The 22,033-nt window shown below is 71.0% G+C and carries 17 protein-coding genes and 1 riboswitch; of the genes, 11 read left to right on the top strand and 6 right to left on the bottom strand.

Features of this window, described 5'->3' with window-relative positions:
* Nucleotides 1–16 precede the first annotated feature (16 nt).
* From OG574_RS05100 to OG574_RS05080, 5 genes are all read right to left on the bottom strand, one after another.
* Nucleotides 17–1,117 (bottom strand): serine/threonine-protein kinase, encoded by a 1,101-nt coding sequence (locus OG574_RS05100; RefSeq protein ID WP_326772067.1) that lies wholly within the window; start codon nucleotides 1,115–1,117, stop codon nucleotides 17–19.
* 220 nt (nucleotides 1,118–1,337) lie between these two features.
* A complete protein-coding gene (locus tag OG574_RS05095; protein WP_326778367.1) occupies nucleotides 1,338–3,248 on the bottom strand; it encodes a potassium channel family protein in 1,911 nt (636 codons plus the stop codon).
* A 146-nt stretch (nucleotides 3,249–3,394) separates the two neighbouring features.
* A complete protein-coding gene (thiD, locus tag OG574_RS05090; RefSeq protein WP_326772066.1) occupies nucleotides 3,395–4,240 on the bottom strand; it encodes a bifunctional hydroxymethylpyrimidine kinase/phosphomethylpyrimidine kinase in 846 nt (281 codons plus the stop codon).
* The gene (locus tag OG574_RS05085; protein ID WP_326772065.1) at nucleotides 4,237–5,676 is read right to left on the bottom strand and encodes a purine-cytosine permease family protein; all 1,440 of its coding nucleotides are present in this window, start codon (nucleotides 5,674–5,676) and stop codon (nucleotides 4,237–4,239) included. Before OG574_RS05085 ends, thiD begins: the two co-directional genes overlap by 4 nt.
* A riboswitch (TPP riboswitch) is annotated at nucleotides 5,669–5,763 on the bottom strand. Its footprint overlaps the gene before it by 8 nt.
* Before the next feature lie 64 nt (nucleotides 5,764–5,827).
* Nucleotides 5,828–7,018 (bottom strand): TetR/AcrR family transcriptional regulator, encoded by a 1,191-nt coding sequence (locus OG574_RS05080; RefSeq protein WP_326772064.1) that lies wholly within the window; start codon nucleotides 7,016–7,018, stop codon nucleotides 5,828–5,830.
* A gap of 252 nt (nucleotides 7,019–7,270) precedes the next feature.
* Here OG574_RS05080 and OG574_RS05075 point away from each other — a divergent pair, with 252 nt between their 5' ends.
* From OG574_RS05075 to OG574_RS05065, 3 genes are all read left to right on the top strand, one after another.
* Entirely contained in the window at nucleotides 7,271–8,563 is a 1,293-nt protein-coding gene (locus tag OG574_RS05075; protein ID WP_326772063.1) for an MFS transporter, read from the top strand.
* 215 nt (nucleotides 8,564–8,778) lie between these two features.
* Nucleotides 8,779–9,936 carry an acyl-CoA dehydrogenase family protein gene (locus tag OG574_RS05070; RefSeq protein WP_326772062.1) on the top strand — a complete coding sequence of 386 codons (1,158 nt, stop codon included), beginning with the start codon at nucleotides 8,779–8,781 and terminating at the stop codon, nucleotides 9,934–9,936.
* Between the two features lie 167 nt (nucleotides 9,937–10,103).
* Nucleotides 10,104–11,279 carry a CaiB/BaiF CoA transferase family protein gene (locus OG574_RS05065; RefSeq protein WP_326772061.1) on the top strand — a complete coding sequence of 392 codons (1,176 nt, stop codon included), beginning with the start codon at nucleotides 10,104–10,106 and terminating at the stop codon, nucleotides 11,277–11,279.
* Between the two features lie 71 nt (nucleotides 11,280–11,350).
* On the opposite strand, the gene OG574_RS05060 is transcribed toward OG574_RS05065, so the two are convergent.
* The gene (locus tag OG574_RS05060) at nucleotides 11,351–12,526 is read right to left on the bottom strand and encodes a thiolase family protein (RefSeq protein WP_326772060.1); all 1,176 of its coding nucleotides are present in this window, start codon (nucleotides 12,524–12,526) and stop codon (nucleotides 11,351–11,353) included.
* A gap of 177 nt (nucleotides 12,527–12,703) precedes the next feature.
* On the opposite strand from OG574_RS05060, the gene OG574_RS05055 reads away from it, so the two are divergent.
* The 8 genes from OG574_RS05055 to OG574_RS05020 all read left to right on the top strand — a co-directional run bounded on the left by OG574_RS05055 (nucleotide 12,704) and on the right by OG574_RS05020 (nucleotide 21,919).
* Nucleotides 12,704–13,861, top strand: coding sequence for an acyl-CoA dehydrogenase family protein (locus OG574_RS05055; protein WP_326772059.1), 1,158 nt, complete (start codon nucleotides 12,704–12,706; stop codon nucleotides 13,859–13,861).
* A gap of 68 nt (nucleotides 13,862–13,929) precedes the next feature.
* Entirely contained in the window at nucleotides 13,930–14,694 is a 765-nt protein-coding gene (locus OG574_RS05050; RefSeq protein ID WP_326772058.1) for an SDR family NAD(P)-dependent oxidoreductase, read from the top strand.
* Nucleotides 14,695–14,729: 35 nt separating this feature from the next.
* Nucleotides 14,730–15,497 (top strand): 3-oxoacyl-ACP reductase FabG, encoded by a 768-nt coding sequence (gene fabG / locus OG574_RS05045; protein WP_326772057.1) that lies wholly within the window; start codon nucleotides 14,730–14,732, stop codon nucleotides 15,495–15,497.
* Nucleotides 15,498–15,530: 33 nt separating this feature from the next.
* Nucleotides 15,531–17,072, top strand: a complete 1,542-nt coding sequence (locus OG574_RS05040) for an AMP-binding protein (protein ID WP_326772056.1) — start codon at nucleotides 15,531–15,533, stop codon at nucleotides 17,070–17,072.
* Nucleotides 17,073–17,100: 28 nt separating this feature from the next.
* A complete protein-coding gene (locus OG574_RS05035; protein ID WP_100593312.1) occupies nucleotides 17,101–17,883 on the top strand; it encodes an enoyl-CoA hydratase/isomerase family protein in 783 nt (260 codons plus the stop codon).
* Between the two features lie 30 nt (nucleotides 17,884–17,913).
* Nucleotides 17,914–19,035 carry an acyl-CoA dehydrogenase family protein gene (locus OG574_RS05030; protein ID WP_326772055.1) on the top strand — a complete coding sequence of 374 codons (1,122 nt, stop codon included), beginning with the start codon at nucleotides 17,914–17,916 and terminating at the stop codon, nucleotides 19,033–19,035.
* On the top strand, nucleotides 19,032–20,012 hold the full coding sequence (locus OG574_RS05025) for an acyl-CoA dehydrogenase family protein (protein ID WP_326772054.1): 981 nt from the start codon (nucleotides 19,032–19,034) through the stop codon (nucleotides 20,010–20,012). Before OG574_RS05030 ends, OG574_RS05025 begins: the two co-directional genes overlap by 4 nt.
* Before the next feature lie 38 nt (nucleotides 20,013–20,050).
* Entirely contained in the window at nucleotides 20,051–21,919 is a 1,869-nt protein-coding gene (locus OG574_RS05020; protein WP_326772053.1) for an alkyl/aryl-sulfatase, read from the top strand.
* Nucleotides 21,920–22,033: the final 114 nt, after the last annotated feature.

Genomic DNA, 22,033 nt, shown 5'->3' with positions numbered 1-22,033 from the left:
CGGAACGCGCGCCCCGTCAGTGCGCGGACGCGGGCGACGGTGCGCCCGTAGGTGTGGTCGCGGCACTGTCGTCGGGGGCGAACCACGCCATGCCGATCAGGAGGGACGCGACGAAGAGAGCGGCAGCGGCGATGGCCCCGATGGTTCTCGGTCTGCGTCTTGCCGCCGCCATGACGCCGCCGCGCCGGGCCGCCCCGCGGCGTGACGCCCGGCCGGACGACGGCAGCTGATAGGTCGTGGAAGTGGTCCGGATCTCCGGGGCGGCGTGACGGTGCGGCACGGGCGCAGGCGCGGGGGCCACCGGCACAGGCTCCGGGAGGGGTTCGGGACGGCCCTGCCAGGCACCCGTACGGAACCAGTCCGTGACCTCCTGGGCCGTCGGCCGGTCCTCCGGCTGCTTGGCCAGCAGGCCGAGCAGATAGTTCTCGAACGACGGGGGCAGCTGGATGCCGAGCCGCCCCGGGGCCACGGGCGCGGCGTCGACGTGCTGGTAGAGCAGGCCGGTCGCGGTGTCGGCGCGGAACGGCGGGTTTCCGGTGAGGAGTTGATACAGCACGCAGCCCAGCGAGTACACGTCGGACGGCGGGCCCGCGTTCTTGCCGAGGGCGCGCTCGGGCGCCAGATACAGGCCGGTGCCGACGATCTGCCCGGTGGTGGTGAGCCCGGCGGCGGGATCGTCCAGGAAGCGGGCGATGCCGAAGTCGCCCAGCTTGACCGTGCCGTCGGAGGTGAGCAGCAGATTGCCCGGCTTGATGTCCCGGTGCACCACGCCCTGTCGGTGGGCGGCCGCGAGACCGGCGGCCGCGCCGGTCGCGATGTCGGCCACGCGCTCCGGCGTCAGCCGCGCGCCGCCCGCGGTCTCGTGGGCCAGACTGCCGCCCTCGACGAGTTCCATGACGAGGTAGAAGCGTTGCTCCCAGGAGCCGAAGTCGTAGACACCCACCACGTGCGGGTGGCTGAGCGACGCCGAAGTCTGGGCCTCCATGCGGAACCTGGCCGCCGCGGACGGGTCCGCGTCCTGCGCGAGGAGCAGCTTCACGGCCACGGGCCGGCCGAGCATCTCGTCGGTCGCCTGCCACACCTCACCCATACCGCCGCGGCCTATCGCCTTGTGCAACCGGTACCGATCCGCCAGCAACAACCTGCGCACCACCCTTGAAAGACAGCCCCGTCAAATTGGTTGCCACGGAACGTACTTCGCCCCGCGCGAGCGCGAGGACGAGCGGGAGGGGTGTGGCGGGATCAAGGATAAGGCGCGCGGAGAGCCGATGATCACACTTCGCCGGGTGGCTCGTGCAGAAGGTGAGAGGTGGTGATCACACCGGGCACTGGGCCTCCTAGGGGTCGCCTGCACGAGTACGGGCCAGGGGGCCGTGCCGCAGGAGTTCGGCCAGGCCCTGGCGCGTCGCGGCGAGCACCACGCGGTCCTCGGTACGCAGCACATACCCGGGGTGAAGGTCCCACACGAGACCCGTGGGGCGGTCGGGGTCGTCGTCGGCGGGGGACGCGGCCAGGTCGGGGCGCCGCTCGCTCGGCGCCGTCGCGTCGAGCGCGATCACCCGCCAGGCACCGGCCCGGAACGAGTCGGCGACGGTCCGGCCGTCGAGCAGCGGATGTCCCGCCACTTCGAGGGCGGCGAAGAGCAGCACGCTGCGCTCGACGGGGATGGCGCCGAGGATCTGGCGGCCCATCATGGCGCCCGCGAACGCGGGTGCGGCGAGCGTGGAGACGCTCCGGCTGCGGGTCAGGGCCCGGGGATGCGCGGAGCGGAGCGTGCGGTAGACGGCGGTCGCGAAGCGGTCGTCGAACAGGCGCAGCGCCACCCGCAGATCGGGCTTGACCGACCGCGCGTGCAGCGCGGCCTCGAGGTTGGTGATGTCACTGCTGGTGAGGGCGAGCAGGGCGTGGGCGCGGTGCACCTTGGCGGCCTCCAGGACTCCTTCCTGGGTGACGTCGCCGATGACGGTCGGTACGCGCAGGCGGCGGGCGAGGGCGACGCCGCGCGCCTCGGGGTCCTCCTCCACGCAGACGACGGGGATGCCGAGTTCACGCAGGCGGGCCAGGACGCGGGTGCCGATCTTGCCGAGGCCGAGGAGCACGACGTGACCGGACAGGCCGCGCGGCGGACGGCGCAGGGCCGATGCCGTACGGAAGGTGCCGAGCGCTTCGAGGACTGCCGCGAGGAGCACGGGCAGCAGGAGCAGTCCGGCCAGCCCCGTGAGGAGTTGGAGGAGCTGACGGGCGAGCGGCTCCCCGATGGCCGGGTCGTCGATGGCGAACAGGTCGAGGAGCGTGAGGTATCCGGCGTGCAGCGGGTGGTCGCCGGTGGTGGCCCAGGAGGCGACGGCGAGGCCGAGGACGCTCGTGACGAGACCGGCGAGGGACCAGCGCAGCCGGCGCGAGAACAGCGAGCCGAGCGGCATGCGGCGGCTGCTCGCACGGCCGTTGGGAGTGGCGACCGTGGGGGAGACGGCCTCCAGGACCACCGTGCCACGCCCGGTCGCGGCGGCGACCGTGCGTTCGTCGGGCAGCAGCAGCGGGCCTTCCTCGCCGCCCACGTCCGAACCCTCGGCGCCCGCCGGGTCGTTGGCGGTCGCGGACAGCAGGGCGAGGGTGCACAGGCCGGGGTCGGCGACCTCGCCCCGGCCCGGCGGGGTGCGCTCCACGGCGCGCAGCAGGAGCCCGTCGGCCTGGACGACCTTGCTGGTTCCGGCGACGGCGGTGGCCGCGAGCGCCGGTGCGGCGGTGTCGGCGTCGGACAGCACGGTCGTCGTGGTGTCCAGTGCCTCGGGGTCGACGCCGGGGGCGGAGAGCGCGGCGGCCTGGTCGAGGAGGTGTTCCAGGTGCTGGCCGAGCTTGCGGTTGTAGAGCCGGATGACCAGGCGCAGTTGGGGGTTGAGGCGGCGGGCGGCCAGGGCGGCCCGGATGTTGGTCTCGTCGTCGCCGTGTACGAGGGCCAGCGCGGCGGCGTCGGCCACACCGGCCTCGGCCAGCGCTTCCTCGTCGAGTTCCGGCGCCTCCATGACCCGCGGCGGCGGAACGCCGTCGCCGGCCACGGTGGACACGGTACGGCTCATGACCGCCTGCATCCGCGAGAGCAGGGCGGCCGCCCGCGCCCGCCCGGCCGGACCGGCGCCCTGCCTGGTGACGCGTACGGAGGGCACCACGACTGTGACCCGCTCGCCGTACACGGCGCGCAGTTCGGCGGCGAGCCGCTCGGCGAGCGCGTCACCACCGCACACGATCATGTGGCCGGTCGGCGGGTCCTGTTGATGCTGGCGGGGCAGGGTGGTCATGGCAACAGTCAAGTGGATGGGAGGGCGGTCACGCCCATCGGGCCCTGATTGTGTGCAGGTGGGCGTGTTGCGCGTCCACCAGGTGGTACCTGGCGGAGTCAGTCCGTTTTCCCGGCACCCATGGACCGGTCGCCCGGCAGGCGCCACCCGTGGTCCACCGGGCCGATGCCCGACCCCAGCGCGAACCCGGCGGCGATCGCCCCCGTGACGTACTCCTTCGCCAGGCGGACGGACTCCGGCACGGGCAGGCCACAGGCGAGGCCCACGGCGACGGCCGACGCCAGGGTGCAACCCGTGCCGTGCGTGTGCCGGTTGTCGTGGCGGGGAGCGCGCAGCCAGTGCTCCTGCGTGCCGTCGGTGAGCAGGTCCACGGCCGCCCCGGGCAGGTGGCCGCCCTTGACGACCACCCAGCGCGGGCCGAACGACAGGAGCCGTGCCGCGGCCCGGCGCATGCCGTCGTCGTCCGTGACGGCGAGGCCGGTCAGCTGCGCCACCTCGTCCAGATTCGGCGTGGCCACCGTCGCGACCGGCAGCAGCTTCGTGCGTACGGCGTCCAGCGCGTCCTCGGCGAGCAGGGGATCGCCGTGCTTGGAGACGCTCACCGGGTCCACGACCACGGGGGCGTCCGTGCCGGCGAGCAGTTCGGCCACCGCCTCGACGAGGACCGGCGACGAGAGCATCCCGGTCTTGACCGCCTGGACGCCGATGTCGTCCACGACGCTGCGGTACTGCGTGCGCACCGCGTCGACGGGGAGTTCCCACGCTCCCTGGACCCCGAGAGAATTCTGCGCGGTGACGGCCGTCAGGACGCTCATGCCGTGGGCACCGAGCGCCAGCATCGTCTTGAGGTCGGCCTGGATCCCGGCGCCACCGCCCGAGTCCGATCCGGCGACGGTCAGGACGCGGGGCGGCGCGACGCGTCCGCCGCTCGCAGGCACGGTCATGCGCGGGCCTCCTCGTACGGTGCGGTGCGGGCGTCAGCGGTCGGGCGGCGCAGCCTCAGGGGCGCATACACGACGAGCGCGGCGACGAAGGCCACGTAGTACGCGAGGTCGGCGCCGTGCAGGGCTTTTGCGACCGGGCCCACGTACAGGCCGCTGTCCATGAACGGGACCGCCGCGGCGAAGGCGGCGACGAAGGCGAGGAGCCCGGGCCACCAGGGCTGCGGCCGGGCGGACTCGGCGGCCAGGTCGACCGGCGCGCCGCCCCGGGCCCTGGCGCGCGCGAACCAGTCGACGGCCACGACAGCGACGAAGCCGGGGATCCAGTAGCCGACGAACAGCAGCACGTTCTGGAAGCGGGCCGCGGTGTCGGCGGCGTGCATCCACAGCACCAGCGGGAAGCCGAGCACCGCGGCGAGCGCCGCCGCGAGCGGCCGCGGGATCCGGACGCCGATGGTCTGCAGGGCCAGCGAGCCGCTGTAGTCGTTCATGGCGTTGCTGCACAGGGCCGCCAGCGCCACGGCGAGGAGCCCGAAGGAGCCGAGAACGCCGCCGCCGAGCAGCTCGTCGACGCCGCGCGCGGTCTGGTCGGTGAAGACGGAGGCGCCCCACAACCCGAGCGCCTGGACGGCGACGAAGGAAACGGTGACGCCGAGGAGGGTGAACCAGAACATGCGCTTACGGGATGTGGCCGCCGGAAGGTAGCGACTGAAGTCGCTGGCGTAGGGGGCCCAGGACAGGGACAGGCTGAGCGCGATCGTGCTGGTCAGGACGAACGCACCGGCCTGGTCGGCGCCGTGCGCGGCCCCGTTGGCGACCGGATGGACACCGTCGAGGAGTTTGACGGCGAGGACCACGAAGGCGGCGGCCAGTACGAAGGTCATCAGCTTCTGGAGCCGGTGGACGGCCTCGTAACCGAGCACGCCCAGCGCGCCCTGCGCCAGCATCATCACGAGCACGCCGACCCAGAACGGCCAGCCGCACAGCCGGGCGAGCGCGTCACCGCCGAACAGGCCGATCAGCGCGTCCCAGGCGACCGACGACAGCCACTGCAGGACGCCGGGCACCGCGACGGCCCGGCCGAACGCGAGCCGCGCCAGCGGGAGCTGCCCCGCGCCGGTCGCGCTGCCCCACGTACCGAGATACGCGGTGGGCACGGCGCCGACGAGGGTGCCGATGACGACGGCGGCCAGTGCGGTGGCGAAGTCCAGGCCGAGTGCGATGCCGACGGTGCCGGTGAAGACGCCCGTCATGGTCAGGTTCGGGGCGAACCACACGGTGAACAGGCGCCCGGCGCCGCCATAGCGGTGGGCCTCGGGAACCGGCGCGATTCCGCGCGCCTCGACGTGCAGGTCACCGGGCGCCGCGGGCATCCGCCCGTCGAAGACGGAGCGCGGTCCGGTGGCCCGGGTGCTGCTTGAGGCATGGGGCAACGACATTGGCTGACATCCCTCCGCCAGTGCTAACTGGTTCAGGTTCGACGGGTGTGATCTCAGCCCTCGTGCGGGGCACCCCGTGTCCGGTACGTCGGCCAGGGTAGCTTCCCCGTCCCGGGAGGCACACCAGGGGGGCGGTCTGCCGGCCACGAATCTATGCGGGCGGGTTCTCGCTCAGGAGCAGTGCCGTGCCGAGTTCGGCGAGGCGGTCGGCGAGATCCGTGCGGTCGCCCGTGGAGCCCGTACGGGCCGCGTTGTCGATGACCGTCAGCACCGCGGTGACGACGATCCTGGCCTCGGCGGTGTCGAGTCCGGGGCGCACCTCGTCGAGCAGGCGCACCCACAGTGCCAGGTACTCCCGCTGATTCTGCCGGGCCGCCTTGCGCTCCTTCTCGGGGAGCTGGTCCAGTTCACCGATCAGCAGGCCGATCAAGTGGCTTTGACTCAGGGTGAATTCGATGTACGAGCGCAGCAGCCGGTCGAGGGTCTGACGCGGGGTGCCGGGCTTGGCGAGTGCCTGTGCCGTGCCCGCGCGCCGCTGCTCGCCACCGCGCATCACGGCGGCCACGAGCAGGTCGGTCTTGGTGGGGAAGTGCTTGTAGATGCTGGGGCCCGTCGCTCCGGCGGCCTCGCCGATGTCGTCGGTGCTCACGGACTGGAAGCCCCGCTCGTCGAAGAGGCGGATCGCCTCGACGAGGATCTCCTCGCGGCGGGAGACCGCGAGACCCGCGTATCCACCCGGCGCAGTTCCCGCCTCGGCGCCGGTACTCGCCCCGAGCGGGCAGTGCGCGGCGGCGTGTGCGAGCCGGTAGAGGAGTTCTTCGAAACGGCGGCGGGGCAGCGACGTGCGGTGCCAGGAGATGGAGCCGAACACGGACAGGACGGACCATGCGAGGAGTTGGCGGTCGGGCTCGTCGAGGTCCGGGCGCTCGTCCCCGATCAGGGCGGCGATCCGGTCGGCGACGTCGTTTAGAGCGCGGCGCTGTTCCTTGCGGCGGTCCTCCGGCAGGTGCCTGGCCTCGCGCTGCCACAGGACGGCCGAGCCGCGACGGTCCATGGTCTCGTTGGCCGTCGTGCGGAGGTAGGAATCCAGGTCCGGAGCCGCGACGAGGGACTCCAGGATCGTGTTGACCGTGGTGTCCACGACGTGGAGCAGCAGATCGGGCTTGCCTCGGAAGTGCCGGTAGAGGGCGGGTGCGGTGATGCCGACCTCGGCCGCCACGTCGGCCACCGACACGTTGTGGTAGCCGCGCTCGCGGAACAGCCGGGCTGCCGCGGCGACGATCCGCGCCTTGCGGTCCGGGGGTCTGCGCGCGGTCGTCCGACCCGACGCTTCCGTCTGCATCCCAGTTCGCCCCTCACCGTCCGGCCGTCTTCGGCAAAGGTACAACATCCGAGCACCACCGTGATCAACAAGTAAACCGCATGGTGTGGCGTTAGACAGAAATCACTCAGGTGCTGCGTGATCGCTCTGTGCACCGGAAACTCCGTCTGATCCATTGTGCACCTTGGTTAGAGGTGTTTCACTTCCTGCTCACATCAGCCCCTTGGATCAGGGAGGGCCGCCATGGCCGTCGATCGACAAGAAGTGCCCGGCTTGCCGTCTGCGACCGCCTCTGGGGCCCGTGTGCCCGCCGTGCGGCGCCGGGCGTGGTTCGTCCTCGCGCTGCTGGTCTGCCTGATGCTCGTCAACTTCGCCGACAAGGTCGTCGTGGGCCTGTCCGGCGTGGGCATGAAGAGGGAACTGGGCCTGGACAGCTCCCAGTTCGGCGTCATCCAGAGCAGCTTCTTCTGGCTCTTCGCCGTCGGTTCCGTGCTCGGCGGCTGGCTCGGGGGCAGGGTGCGGGCGCGCTGGCTCCTGGCCGGGATCGCCGCGCTGTGGGTGCTCAGCCTCGTGCCCATGGCCGCCCAGGTCGGCTTCACCACCATCGTCGCCTGCCGGGTACTGCTCAGCTTCGCGGAGGGGCCGACCGTCGCGCTGGCGATGCAGGTGGCGCACTCGTGGTTCCCCGCGCACCGGCGGACCGTGCCCAGCTCGATCGTCATCGCCGGCGCCGGGGCCGGCCCACTGATCGCGGCCCCTGTGCTGACCTGGGTCATCGAGACGTACTCCTGGCACGCGGCCTTCGGTGTCCTCGCGGCGTTCGGTGCGGTCTTCGCTGTGCTCTGGCTGCTCGGTGGTGGCTCCGGGCCCGAGGGCGCGCGGGCAGGCGATCACCACGTAGCGGCGACGGCGCTGCCCGAGCATGTGCCGCTGCGACGCCTGTTCTCCACGGGAACACTGATCGGTATGGCGCTCCTGTTCTTCGTCGCGTACGCCAACACCTCCGTCGGCGTCAGCTGGCTGCCGCTCTACCTGCGCGACGGTCTGGGCTACGACGCCACCACCGCGGGCAAGCTGGTCGTCCTCCCCTTCCTCGGTGCCGCCGTCGCCGTCATCCTCGTCGGGGTCCTCTCCAGCGCCCTGACCAGGAGAGGGGTCGGAAACCGTGTCGCCCGCGGGATTCTGCCTGCCGCCATGGTGCTCGCCTCCGGGGTGTGCACGGTGGCCTTCTCCTCGCTGGACCGTGGCGTTCCGCAGATGACGCTGCTCGTCATCGGTGCCTGTCTGAACTCCGCGGGATACGGCGTCGCCTTCGCCGGGCTCGCCGATGTCGCGCCGACCGGTCAGCGCAGCACCGTGTTCGGGATCGTCACCGGCATCTACAGCCTCGGTGGGGTCGTGGCCCCGCTGGTGATCGGCAGGCTGGTCGACGCCGGCACGTCCGCCGCGGCAGGTTACGGGGACGGCTTCCTGGTCCTCGGCTTCACGATGATCATCGGGGCCGTTGCCGCGCTCCTCCTCGTCGACCCCGACCGCGACGCGGCGCGCCTGGCGGCGGCGTCCTGACCGCCGACCGCACACCGTGCTATGCATTGAAAACTATCACTCTCAACAAAAGATGGCTTGACACCTGGCCAAACGAGCAAGAAAGTGAATCTGTAATAACTTGCTGGCCGGACAACGAGAGTCACCGTCGGCGACGAGGTGTTCGTCCAACCGCATCAGCGCCCAGGTCCTGACCGCCGACGGCGGATACCGCTGAATCCCAGGAGTGACGAGATATGAAGCGCACTGTCTACAACGAGGACCACGAGGCGTTCCGGTCCGTCGTCCGGGACTTCATCGCCAAGGAGGTGTCCCCGCGCTACGAGGAGTGGGAGAGGGACAACCGCGTCCCGCGTGAACTCTTCCACCAGCTCGGCGAGTTGGGCGTCATGGGCTTCGGCATCCCCGAGGAGTACGGCGGCCCGGGCGAGACCAGCTACAAGTACCAGACGGTGATCACCGAGGAGTGTGCGCGAGCCGCGGTCTCCTTCGGGCACTACACCGTCACCACCGGCATCGTCCTGCCGTACCTGCTCAACATCGCCGACGAGGAGCAGAAGGAGCGCTGGCTGCCGGGCATCGCCAGTGGCGCGATCACCCTGTGCATCGCGATGACCGAGCCCGGCACCGGCTCCGACCTCGCGGGCATCCGGACGCGGGCCGAGCTGTCCGACGACGGCACCCACTACGTCCTCAACGGCGCGAAGACCTTCATCACCGGTGCCCTCAACTCCGAGTTGTGCGTCGTCGTGGCCCGCACCTCCCCGCCCACGGCCGAGGACCGCCGCTTCGGCCTGACACTGCTCGTCGTCCCGACGGACAGCGAGGGCTTCGCGTACGGCCGCAAGCTGGACAAGATCGGCCTGCGTGCCTCCGACACCTCCGAACTGTCCTTCACGGACGTCAAGGTGCCGGTGGAGAACGTCCTCGGCGAGGTCGGCAAGGGCTTCTCCTACCTGGGCAACAACCTCGCTCGCGAGCGCCTCTCCATCGGCGTCGGCGGTGTCGCCACCGCGAGCGCCGCGATCCAGTTCGCCAAGGCGTACGTCCAGGAGCGCCAGGTCTTCGGCAAGCCGGTCGCCGCCTTCCAGAACACCAAGTTCGTCCTCGCCGAGTGCGCCGCCGAGGTCGAGGCCGCCCAGGCCATGGTCGACAAGGGCATCGAACTCGACGACCGGCACGAGCTGTCGCCCGCCGACGCCGCCAAGATCAAGCTGTTCTGCACCGAGGTCGCCGCGCGCGTCATCGACAAGTGCCTGCAGCTGCACGGCGGTTACGGCTACATGCTCAAATACCCCATCGCCCGTCTGTACGCCGACACCCGTGTCTCCCGCATCTACGGCGGCACCAGCGAGGTCATGAAGACGATCATCGCGAAGGACCTGGGTCTGTAGGTCCGCCCCGACGTGCCCGGGCCGCCCGATCACCCCCGGCGGGCCGGCCCGGGCGCACTCCGGCCGCCCTGCCCCACCCACGGCAGGGCGGCCGTTCCCCATTTCCGCCCTTCCCGAAGCCCTCCGCCCGCGTTCCCTTTCCCGCCGCCCGAGAGAGCCGCCCTTCCGTGAGCACTGCACCCACCGCCGCCACTTCCACCCCCTCCACCTCACCCTCCGCAGGACCGCTGGCCGGCATCCGCGTCGTCGAGCTCGGCGGCATCGGCCCGGGGCCCTTCGCCGGCATGCTCCTCGCCGACCAGGGCGCCGAAGTCATCCGCGTCGACCGCCCCGCCGAAGCCGGAACCGCCTCCAAGCACCCGATCCTGCACCGGGGCCGCCGCTCGGTCGCCCTCGACCTCAAGGACCCGGCGGGCGTCGAGGCCGTCCTCGCCGTCGTCGACAGCGCCGACGCGCTCATCGAAGGCTTCCGCCCCGGTGTCGCCGAACGCCTGGGCCTCGGCCCGGAGGCGTGCCTGGCCCGTAATCCCCAACTGGTCTACGGCCGGATGACCGGCTGGGGTCAGGACGGGCCGCTGGCCCAGGCTCCCGGTCACGACATCAACTACATCGCCGTGGCAGGTGCGTTGGGCGCGCTCGGCGCCGCCGACGAGAACCCGCCCGTCCCGCTGAATCTCTTCGGCGACATGGGCGGAGGCGGCATGCTGCTCGCGCTGGGCATCACCACCGCCCTGGTCAGCGCGGCCCGCACCGGCAAGGGCCAGGTCGTCGACGCCGCCATGACCGACGGCACCGCCGTACAACTCTCCCTCATCCACGGTCTGTTGGCAGTCGACCGGTGGGAGGACGCGCGTGGCGTCAACCTCTTCGACGGGGGCGCCCCCTTCTACCGCACCTACCGCACCTCCGACGGCGGCTTCATGGCTGTCGGCAGCGTCGAGCCGCAGTTCTACGCGGTGCTCCGTGACGTCCTGGGCCTCGGCGACGACCCGCTGTTCGCCGAGCAGCACAACCGGGCGGCCTGGCCTGCGATGGGGGAGCGGCTCACCGAGATCTTCGCAGGGCGCACCCGCGAGGAGTGGACCAAGGTCTTCGACGGCACACAGTCCTGCGTCACGCCGGTGTACGGGCTGACCGAGGCCGCCACACATCCGCACAACGTGGCCCGCGGCACGTACTACACCGACAACGGTCTGCTCCAGCCGGCGCCCGCCCCTCGTTTTCAAGGGACTCCGGCCGCGACCCCCAGCCCCGCGCCGATGGTCGGCGCGCACACCCGCGAGGTCCTGGAAGAGGTCGGCCTGGACGTGCCCGCGATCGACGCTCTCGCTCCGAAGGGCTGACGCAGCAGAAAGGGGAGGGCCGCCGGCGGGCGGCCCTCCCCTTTCTGCTTTGGTGTGAACTTCCGGATGTATCAGAGCAGTTCGAGAATCGTCGCGTTGGCCATGCCGCCCGCCTCGCACATCGCCTGGAGGCCGTAGCGGATGTTGTTGTCACGCATGTGGTGGACCAGCGTCGTCATCAGACGGGCACCGGAGCCGCCGAGCGGGTGGCCGATGGCCATGGCGCCGCCGAGCGGGTTCATCAGCGAGTAGTCGGCGCCGGTCTCCTTGAGCCAGGCCAGGGTGACCGGGGCGAACGCCTCGTTGATCTCGAACGCGCCGATGTCGCCGATGGAGAGGCCGGAGCGCTTGAGAGCCTTGGCGGTGGCAGGTGCGGGGCCGAGGGCCATGGTGACAGGGTCGGCGCCGGCGAGCACCGCGGTGTGCACGCGGGCGATCGGGGTCCAGCCGTTCTGCCGCGCGATCTCGCTCGTGGTGATGAGCAGCGCGGCGGCGCCGTCCGAGATCTGGGACGAGTTGCCCGCGCTGACCACACCGTCTGCCTTGAACGGCGTCTTGAGGCTCGCGAGCTTCTCCAGGGTCGAGCCGCGCCGGACGCCCTCGTCGGTGTCGAATACGCGCGTGGTGCCGTCTTCGGCGGTGACTGTGACGGGCGTGATCTGTCCGGTGAAGCGGCCCTCGTCGATGGCGCGGGCGGCGCGCTCGTGCGAGTCCAGGGCGTGCTGGTCGAGCTGGGCGCGGCTGAAGCCGTACTGCTCGGCGATCAGTTCGGCGCCGACGCCCTGGTCGAACTCGCCGTCGCCGTCCGGGAAGTAGCGGTTGAGGACCAGCGGGCCGTACGCCTTGCCGGCCTCCGGGACGCTGCGGGCCGAGCCCATCGGCACCCGGCTCATCGACTCGACGCCACCGGCGACGGCGATGTCGTACTGACCGGCGGTGACCAGGCCCGCGGCGAAGTGCACGGACTGCTGGGAGGAGCCGCAGGCGCGGGAGACGGAGACACCGGGCACGGACTCGGGCCAGCCCGCGGCGAGTGCTGCGAACCTGCCGACGACGCCGGCCTGCTCGCCGACCTGGGAGACGGTGCCCCACACGATGTCGTCGACGGTGGCGGGGTCGAGGCCGGTGCGCTCGGCCAGAGCCGTCAGGGCGTGGGCGGACAGATCGACGGCGTGGATGCCGGCGAGGGAACCGCCGCGCTTGCCGACCGGGGTCCGCACGGCATCGACGATCACTGCGTCACGCATGGGCTGCTCCTGGAAGAGGGGGAAGGGCGCGGTCGCGGACGGGCGCGACTGACCAACAAGTTATTCCAAGCTAACCTCGATGTCCAGGATGTTTCTCGCGTCCTGAACGCCTTGACAGCTGCGGAAACGAGCGTGAAAGTGAAAAACGGCTAACCCACGATCAAGAGAGAGGCCGTCATGCCGCGCACGGTTTTCAACGAGGAGCACGAGGCGTTCCGGCAGGTGGTCCGGGACTTCCTCGCCAAGGAAGCGGTTCCGCACCTGCAGGACTGGGTGGCCGCGAAGGCCGTGTCGCGCGACTTCTATCGCAAGCTCGGGGAGCTGGGCATCCTCGGCATCGAGGTGCCCGAGGAGTACGGCGGCGGCGCCGAGACAGGTCACCACTTCGGTGCCGTGTTCGCGGAGGAGGTCGCCCGAGCCGGGGCCACCGTGGGCACCGCCATGACGCACGCCAACATCATCCTGCCGTACCTTCTGCACTTCGGGACCGAAGAGCAGAAGCGGCGCTGGGTCCCCGGCTGTGTCTCCGGCGACATCATGCTGTCCATCGCGATGACCGAGCCCGGCACCGGCTCGGACCTGGCCGGCATCCAGACGAAGGCGGTCCTTTCCGAGGACGGCACGCACTACGTCCTCAACGGCGCCAAGACCTTCATCACCGGCGGCACCCAGTGCGACCTGGTCCTCGTGGTCTGCCGCACCTCGCCCGCCCCCGCCGACAACCGCCGCAAGGGCCTGTCCGTCCTCGTCGTGGACACCACGGGCGAGGGCTACGCGGTCGGGCGCAGCCTCGACAAGATCGGCCTGCACGCCTCCGACACCGCCGAACTGTCCTTCACCGACGTCAAGGTCCCTGTCGGGAACCTCCTCGGCGAGGAGGGTGAGGGCTTCTTCTACCTGGGCCGCAACCTGGCCCGAGAGCGCCTCGTCATCGCCGTCCAGGCGGCCGCCGCGGCCGAGGCCGCCGTGCGGTTCGCCAAGGAGTACACCCAGGACCGCACGGTCTTCGGCAAGTCCGTCGCCTCCTTCCAGAACACCAAGTTCGTCCTCGCCGAGTGCGCCACCGAGGTCGAGGCCGCCCGGCTCATGGCGTACGAGGCCCTGGAGCGCGACGCGCGAGGCGAGCTGTCCGCGGACTACGCCGCCATGGCCAAGCTCCTGTGCACCGAGACCGCCGGCCGCGTCATCGACAAGTGCCTCCAGTTGCACGGCGGCTACGGCTACATGCTCGAGTACCCGATCGCCCGCCTGTACGCCGACACCCGCGTCATGCGCATCTACGGCGGCACCAGCGAAGTCATGAAGACCATCATCGCCAAATCCATCGGCCTCTGACCCGCCGGTCCATCGGCCTTTGACCCGCCGAGCACCTCGGCACCCCATCCAGGAACGGAACCCACACCATGCAGATCAACGGAGTCTCCGCCGTCATCACCGGTGGCGCGTCGGGCCTCGGCCTCGCCACCGCCAAGCGCCTGGTCGGCCAGGGCGCCCACGTAGTCCTGCTCGACCTGCCCACCTCCAACGGCGAACACGTCGCGAAGGAGCTCGGCGAACGCGCGCACTTCGTCGCCGGTGACGTCCGCAGCACCGACGACGCCGCCCGCGCCGTGGCCACCGCGGCGGCGCAGGCCCCGCTGCGCATCACGGTCAACTGCGCCGGCCTCGGCAAGGGCGGACGCACCGTCAAGCGCGACGGAACGCCGTACGCCCTGGAGGACTTCGAGTTCGTCGTCGGCGTCAACCTCATCGGCACCTTCAACGTGCTGCGCCTCGCCGCCGCCGAGATGGCCAGCACCGAGGAGGTCGACGGGGAGCGCGGCGTCATCATCAACACCGCGTCCGCCGCTGCCTTCGAGGGCCAGATCGGGCAGTGCGCCTACTCCGCGTCCAAGGGCGGCATCGTCGGCATGACGCTGCCGATCGCCCGCGACCTGGCCGCCGCCAAGATCCGCGTGATGACGATCGCCCCCGGCCTCTTCTCCACCCCGCTCCTGAACAAGAAGCCGCAGGAGTTCCTCGACGCCCTCGGCGCCCAGGTGCCGCACCCCTCGCGCCTCGGAAACCCGGACGAGTACGCGCATCTGGCCACGTCCATCATCGAGAACCCCATGCTCAACGGCGAGACGATCCGGCTCGACGGCGCCATCCGCATGGCTCCGAAGTAGACCGTCCCCACCCGCTCTTGACCAGGGAGTTTCCCGTGTCCGCAAACAGCTCCGCCCAGAAGGTGGCCGTCGTCACCGGCGCCGCCCGGGGCATCGGTGCGGCGACCGCCGCACGACTGGCGCGCGACGGTTTCGCCGTCGCCGTGTTCGACCTGGACGAGGCCGCCTGCGCCCGTACAGTCGAAGAAATCGAGAAGGAGGGCGGACGCGCCCTGTCCGTCGGCTGCGACGTCTCGGACCCCGAGCAGGTCGAGGCCGGTGTCGCCAGGGTCGCCGCCGAACTCGGCGCCCCCGCCGTGCTGGTGAACAACGCCGGCATCATCCGCGACAACCTCATCTTCAGGATGACCCCGCAGGACTTCGACTCCGTCATCGGCGTCCACCTGCGCGGCGCGTTCCTGATGGCCAAGGCCTGTCAGGCGCACATGGTCGACGCGAAGTGGGGGCGGATCGTCAACATGTCCTCCGCAGCCGCGCTCGGCAACCGCGGCCAGTCCAACTACTCCTCGGCCAAGGCCGGCCTGCAGGCGCTCACCAAGACCCTGGCCATCGAGCTCGGCCCGTTCGGCGTCACGGCCAACTGCGTCGCCCCGGGCTTCATCGCCACGGAGATGACCGAGGCGACCGCGCAGCGCATGGGCATCACCTTCGAGGAGTTCACCGACCGGTATGCCAAGACCATTCCGGTCCGCAGGGGCGGACGCCCCGAGGACATCGCCCAGGCGGTCTCCTTCTTCGTACGCGAGGAGGCGGGCTTCGTCTCCGGCCAGATCCTGTACGTCGCCGGCGGCCCCAAGGGCTGACGCACCACCCCAAGATGATCGAGGGACTCCTTCATGGGCCTGCATCTGCCCGACGCCATCCGCCTGCACGCACGTGAGCGCGGCACCTCCGCCGCGCTCACGTGCGCGGGCAGCACCGTCTCCTACGCCGAACTGGACACCCGCAGCAACCGGATCGCGAGGGCCCTCCTCGCCGACGCCGACGCCGGGTCCCGGATCGGCTTCCTTGCCCGCACCCGCAATGAAGCGGGCGAGATCCTGGTCGGTGCCGCCAAGGCCGGCCTGGTCAACGTGCCGCTCAACTGGCGCCTCGCCACACCCGAGTTGACCGACGTCGCCCGCGACGCCGAGCTGCGCGTCCTGCTCGTCGAGCCAGAGTTCCGGGCCGCGGCCGATGCCGTCCGCGCGGCTCTCCCCTGCCTGCGGCTCGTCGTCATCGGACCGTCGGACGACTCGGAGGTACCCGCCTACGAGACCTGGCTCGCCGCCCACCCCGACGACGACCCGGGCCGCGGCACCGCCGCCGAGGCGGACGAGGTGTTCCTGCAGATCTACACCTCCGGCACCACCGGCCTGCCCAAGGGCGTCCTGCTCACCCACGGTAACTTCTACGCCGACGCGACCGAGCTGGAGGAGTACCTCTGGGAGGCCGGGTCGGTGGCGCTCAACGCCCTGCCGATGTTCCACATCGGCGGCCTCGGCTGGCTGCGTGTGGCCCTCACCGCCGGCGCCAACAGCCTGATGTTCCCCGAATTCACGCCGGACGCGGCGGCCGAGAGCATCGAGAGTGAGGGCGTCACCCACGCCTTCCTCGTTCCCTCGGTGCTCCACATGCTCACCGAGCTCCCCGGGATCGAGCGGCGCGACTTCTCCCGCCTCACCCTCATCACCTACGGCTCCGCCCCCATCACCCCCGCGCTCCTGCGCCGCTCGATGACACTCTTCGCCTGCCACTTCATGGGCAAGTACGGGCTGACCGAGGGCGGCGGCACGGTGACCCAGCTGCCGCCCGAGGACCACGAGGCCGACGGGCCGAAGCGGCACCTGCTCCAGTCGGTGGGGAGGCCGCGGCGCGGCGTCGGCGTCGTCATCGCCGACACCGCGACCGGGAAGCCCGTCCCGGCAGGCACCGCCGGCGAGATCCGCATCCGCTCCCGCCACAACACCCCCGGGTACTGGAAACGCCCCGAGGAGACCGAGGCGCTGTACGACGCCGACGGCCTGCTGTGCACCGGCGACGGCGGCTACCTCGACGACGACGGTTACCTGTTCCTCACCGACCGGATCAAGGACATGATCGTCAGCGGTGGCGAGAACGTGTACCCGGCCGAGGTCGAGTCCGTCCTCGCGGAACATCCCGCCGTCTCCGAGGTCGCGGTCGTCGGTGTCCCGCACGAGACGTGGGGCGAGGCCGTCACCGCCGTCGTCGTCCTGCGCCGCGGTACCGACGCCCCCGGTGAACAGGAACTCATCGACTTCACGCGGAAGCGGATCGCCTCGTACAAGAAGCCCCACCGCGTGCACTTCGTCGAGGTGCTGCCCCGCAACCCCAACGGCAAGGTCCTCAAGCGTGAGCTGCGGGCCGGCCTCAAGTAGGGAACATCCACTGAAGAAAGGGACGGCGATGGCCGATCTCGAGTACACGGTCCGCGACGGGATCGCGACCATCCTGCTCAACCGCCCCGAGCGCAAGAACGCCTTCACCATCGACATGGTGCACGCCTGGGCCGACGCCCTGACCGAGGCCCAGCGTGACCCCGAGGTGCGCGTCATCGTCCTCACCGGCGCCGGTGGCTCCTTCTGCTCCGGCGTCGACCTCTCGGCTTTCAAGGGCGAGGAGCGGCCGCCGCTGGGGGAGAAGGAACTGCTCACCCAGAACGTGCATCGCGTCGCCCTCGCACTGGAGGACGTCGACAAGCCCGTGATCGCCGCCGTCGCAGGGCCTGCCGTGGGCGCCGGAATGGACATGGCGCTCCTGTGCGACCTGCGCTTCGCGGGGCGCGGCGCGCGCTTCTCCGAGGGCTACATCAAGGTCGGTCTTGTCCCCGGCGACGGCGGCTGCTGGCTGCTGCCCCGCGCCGTCGGCACCTCCACCGCCCTACGGATGCTGTGGACCGGCGACTTCGTCGGCGCCGACGAGGCGCTGCGCATCGGGCTGGTCGACGAGGTGCACGAGGACGAGGACCTGATGGACGCGGTGTACGCGTACGCAGCCAGGCTCGCCGAGCGCCCGCCGGTCGCGATCCGCACCATCAAGCGCGCCGTCCGCCAGGGCGCCCGGCACGACCTGCGCACCGCGCTCGACCTGATCTCGTCGCACATGGCCGTGATCACCTCGACCGAGGACTCGGCGGAGGCGTTCGCTGCCTTCCAGGAGAAGCGCCCCGGCGTCTTCAACGGCCGCTGACCTCCCCACCGTTACGCCCGAAAGGCCACCATGGACCACTCCCCAGGAACGGACTCCTGCGCCGAACTCCGCGCACAGGTGCGCGAGTTGACCGCCGAGTGGCGGGACACGGGACGCTACGTCCCACGCAGTGACTCCTGGCTGCGCTCCTTCGACCTGGAGTTCAGCAAGGAACTCGCCGCCCGCGGGCTTGTCGCGATGACGTACCCCAAGGAGTTCGGCGGCGCCGAGCGCACCAACGTCGAGCGGCTCGCCGTCACCGAGGAGCTGCTGCGCGCGGGCGCCCCCGTCGCCGCGCACTGGATCGGTGACCGGCAGATCGGCCCCGCGGTCCTGCGGCACGGCACGCGCGAGCTCCGGGAGGAGATCGTGCCGCGGATCGCCTCGGGCGAGGCGGTCTTCTGCCTCGGCATGAGCGAGCCCGAGGCCGGTTCCGACCTCGCCTCGGTACGCACGAAGGCCGAGCGGGTCGAGGGAGGCTGGCTGATCAACGGACACAAGATCTGGACCACCCAGGCCCACCACGCCACCCACGCCTACCTCCTCGCCCGCACCTCGCGCGAGGAGCGCAAGCACGACGGGCTCAGCGAGTTCATCCTCGACATGGACGCCGAGGGCGTGCAGGTCACCCCGATCGTCGACCTCGCGGGCGAACACCACTTCAACGAGGTGCGCTTCGAGAACGTCTTCGTGCCTGCCCACCGCGTCATCGGCGAGGTCGGCAAGGGCTGGAAGCAGGTCGTCGAGCAACTCTCCTTCGAGCGCGGCGGCGCCGAGCGCTCCCTGTCCAGCTATCCCGTCTTCGTGGAGCTGATCGCCGAGGCCGCGCGGCAGCGGGACGACCGCGAACTGCACGCACTGCTCGGGTCGTTGGTCGCCCGTCTCGCCGTCCTGCGCCGCCTCTGCTTCGAAGTCGCGAGTGCCATGGACGCAGGCCAGGCCCCCGTCCAGCAGGCCGCCGCCCTCAAGTACCTGGGCAACGCCTTCGAGCACGACGTCATCGAGGCGCTGCGCCGCACCGACCTGTGCCAGGACCTCGCCTTCGACTCCACCTTCGGCCAGGCGCTGCTCGCCTCGCCGGCCTTCAGCCTGCGCGGCGGCGCGGCCGAGGTGCTGCTCTCCCTCATCGCCCGACAGGAGGCCCGTTCATGAGCAGGTTCGCGGACGAACTGCGGAGCCTGGTCGACGACCTGGCCGCGTCCGGCAGGCCCGATCTGTGGGGCAGCCTCTGCGACCTCGGCCTGCCCAGGGTCGGCATCGAGGAGGAGAGGGGCGGCTCGGGCGGCTCCCTCGACGACCTGCTCGTGGTCGTCGAATCCCTCGCGGGGCACGGCATCGGCGTACCCGTCGTCGAGGCGTCCACCGCCGACTGGGTGCTCAGCCACGCGAGGCGACTCGACGGGGAGCTGACCACCGTCCTGCTGCTCGACCGGGCGCCCGGGACGGCCTCCGGTGTCATCACGGCCGAACTGACCGCCGTGCCGTGGGCGCGCGACGCGGCCCGTCTCGTGCTGTGCGCGCCGGGCGCCGCGCCGCTCCTGGTGGACCTGCGGCACCCCTCGGTGACCGTGCGGGATGTCGACAACATCGCCGGGGAGCCCCGTGACACCGTGACGCTCACGGACACTCCGGTCATCGTCCTCGACGGCGCCCCCTCACACGAGGTCGTACGCGAGCGGCTGGCGCTTGTGTGGTCCGCGGCCGTACTGGGCGCAGCCCGGGGCGCGTACCGCCTCACGAAGACGTATGTCTCAGAGAGGGAGCAGTTCGGCGCACCGCTGCTCAAGATTCCGGCCGTCTCCGGCAACCTCGCCCGCATACGGGTCCAACTCGTCCAGGCCGACGCCGCGTTGGCCCTGGCGAGCGAGGCGGCAACGCTGAGCGGTGCCGTCGAGATCGCACGGATCACCACGGCGGCCGCCGCGACCGAGATCGCCCAGATCGCCCACCAGCTGCACGGAGCCATGGGCATCACCGACGAGTACCCGCTGCACCGCCTGACCCGCCGCCTGTGGTCCTGGCGTGACGCCGTCGCCTCCGAGCGCCGCTGGGCCGAGAGCCTCGGGCGCCGCGCGGCCGAGGCGGGCGAGAGCGGCGTGTGGACCCGCATCACGGCCACCGGCCGATAGAGAGCGCACCCCGCCAACCGTCAGCAACGAGGAGAGCGATGCCATCCACACCCGAACCGGACTGGGAAGACACCACCGACCAGGTCAACGCCACCCGCGGCCTCGTCGACAAGCTGGAGCCCTGCGTCGTACGCAACGAAGCGGGCCGGGTCGTGTGGGACAACGACCGCTGGGACTTCCTGAACAAGGACGACTGCCCCGACACCGTGCACCCGAGCCTGTGGCGGCAGAGCCGGATCAACACGGCCCAGGGCCTCTTCGAGGTCGTGCCGGGCGTGTTCCAGGTCCGCGGCCTCGACGTGTCCAACATGACGATCATCGAGGGCGACACCGGCGTGGTCGTCGTCGACCCGTTGACGTCGAAGGAGGTCGCCGCCGAGGCCCTCGGGCTGTACGCACGCAACCGCGGTGAGCGGCCGGTCAAGGCTGTGATCTACACGCACAGCCACGGCGACCACTTCGGCGGCGTCCTCGGCGTCACCACCGAGCAGGCGGTCGCGGCGGGCGACTGCGCGGTCGTCGCCCCCGACGCGTTCATGCACCATGCCGTCAGCGAGAACGTCTTCGCGGGACCGGCGATGCTGCGGCGCGCCGTCTACATGTACGGCCGCTCGCTGCCGGTCGGCGCCGACGGCTCGGTCGGCTTCGGCCTGGGGCAGGCCCTGTCCACCGGCACCGTGGGACTGATCCCGCCGACGGAGTCGATCACGGGAACCGGCCAGGAACTCGTCCTGGACGGTGTGCGGCTCGTCTTCCAGCTGACGCCGGACACCGAGGCGCCCTCGGAGATGAACTTCTATCTGCCGGACCACCGTGTCCTGCTCATCGCCGAGAACGTCAACCACTCCCTGCACAACGTCCTCACCCTGCGCGGCGCCCAGGTCCGTGACGCGCACGCCTGGGCGTCCTACATCACCGAGTCCATCCAGCTGTTCGACGAGGCCGAGGTTCTCATCGGCTCCCACAACTGGCCGACGTGGGGCGAGGCCGAGGTGATCCGTGTGCTCACCGAGCAGCGCGACGCCTACGCCTATCTCCACGACCAGACGGTCCGGCTGATGAACCAGGGCCTCACGGGGCCCGAGATCGCCGAGGAGATCCAGTCGTTCCCGGGCGAGCTGGGCAAGGCCTGGAGCGTGCGCGGCTACTACGGCTCCATCAGCCACAACGTGAAGGCCGTGTACCAGCGTTACATGGGCTGGTACGACGGCAACCCGGCGCACCTGTGGCAGCACCCGCCGGTCGAGCAGGCCAAGCGGTACGTCGCCGCGATCGGCGGCGCGGACGCGACCGTCGCCTCGGCCCGCGAGGCCGTCGCGAGCGGAGACCTGCGCTGGGCCGCCGAACTGCTCAACCACGTGCTGTTCGCCGAGCCGGAGCACACCGCGGCCCGTGAGCTGCAGATCGCCACCTACGAGCGACTGGGCTTCGCCCAGGAGAACGGCACCTGGCGCAACATCTACCTGACCGGCGCCAAGGAGCTGCGGGAGGCCGGCCAGGAGAGGCGCGCGACCGGCGCGCCGGGCAAGGAGAGCGTCCAGATGCTCGCCGCTCTCACCACCGCCCAGATCTTCGACTCGATGGCGGTCCGCCTCGACGGCCCACGCGCGGCGGCCCACCGACTGCTGCTGCGCTGGGAGTTCACCGACACCGACGAGGTGTGGACGCTTCTGGTCGGCAACGGCGTGCTCACCCCGATCCGGGGCGACGCGCCCGGAGCGGAGAGCCCGCAGCTGACGCTGCGTCTGGAACGAGCCACGCTCAATCAGGTACTGGCCCAGCGCACCTCTTTCCCGGAGGCGATCGGGTCCGGCGCCGTGACCGTGGCGGGCGATGTCACCGTGATCTCCACCTTCTACGGCCTCCTGGAGAAGCCCCGGCGGAACTTCCCGATCGTGCTTCCGTAACGCCTGCTCACAGCACCGGGGCCCGCGCACGCGGGCCCCGGTCTTCTGTGTCTCTGCACGACGTTTCTGTCACGACGGCGGGGCCGGGCGGAGTGTCCACTCCGCCCGGCCCCG

The organism is Streptomyces sp. NBC_01445 (assembly GCF_035918235.1).
Taxonomy (GTDB): Bacteria; Actinomycetota; Actinomycetes; order Streptomycetales; family Streptomycetaceae; genus Streptomyces.
This window is presented reverse-complemented; position numbering and strand designations above follow the sequence as displayed.

Coding starts and splice junctions, on each gene's coding strand:
- OG574_RS05055 (WP_326772059.1), top strand. CDS start 12,704: ATGCCGCGCACGGTTTTCAACGAGGAGCACGAGGCGTTCCGGCAGGTG.
- OG574_RS05060 (WP_326772060.1), bottom strand. CDS start 12,526: ATGCGTGACGCAGTGATCGTCGATGCCGTGCGGACCCCGGTCGGCAAG.
- OG574_RS05050 (WP_326772058.1), top strand. CDS start 13,930: ATGCAGATCAACGGAGTCTCCGCCGTCATCACCGGTGGCGCGTCGGGC.
- thiD (WP_326772066.1), bottom strand. CDS start 4,240: ATGACCGTGCCTGCGAGCGGCGGACGCGTCGCGCCGCCCCGCGTCCTG.
- OG574_RS05070 (WP_326772062.1), top strand. CDS start 8,779: ATGAAGCGCACTGTCTACAACGAGGACCACGAGGCGTTCCGGTCCGTC.
- OG574_RS05025 (WP_326772054.1), top strand. CDS start 19,032: ATGAGCAGGTTCGCGGACGAACTGCGGAGCCTGGTCGACGACCTGGCC.
- OG574_RS05020 (WP_326772053.1), top strand. CDS start 20,051: ATGCCATCCACACCCGAACCGGACTGGGAAGACACCACCGACCAGGTC.
- OG574_RS05080 (WP_326772064.1), bottom strand. CDS start 7,018: ATGCAGACGGAAGCGTCGGGTCGGACGACCGCGCGCAGACCCCCGGAC.
- OG574_RS05035 (WP_100593312.1), top strand. CDS start 17,101: ATGGCCGATCTCGAGTACACGGTCCGCGACGGGATCGCGACCATCCTG.
- OG574_RS05095 (WP_326778367.1), bottom strand. CDS start 3,248: ATGATCGTGTGCGGTGGTGACGCGCTCGCCGAGCGGCTCGCCGCCGAA.
- OG574_RS05030 (WP_326772055.1), top strand. CDS start 17,914: ATGGACCACTCCCCAGGAACGGACTCCTGCGCCGAACTCCGCGCACAG.
- OG574_RS05040 (WP_326772056.1), top strand. CDS start 15,531: ATGGGCCTGCATCTGCCCGACGCCATCCGCCTGCACGCACGTGAGCGC.
- OG574_RS05085 (WP_326772065.1), bottom strand. CDS start 5,676: ATGTCGTTGCCCCATGCCTCAAGCAGCACCCGGGCCACCGGACCGCGC.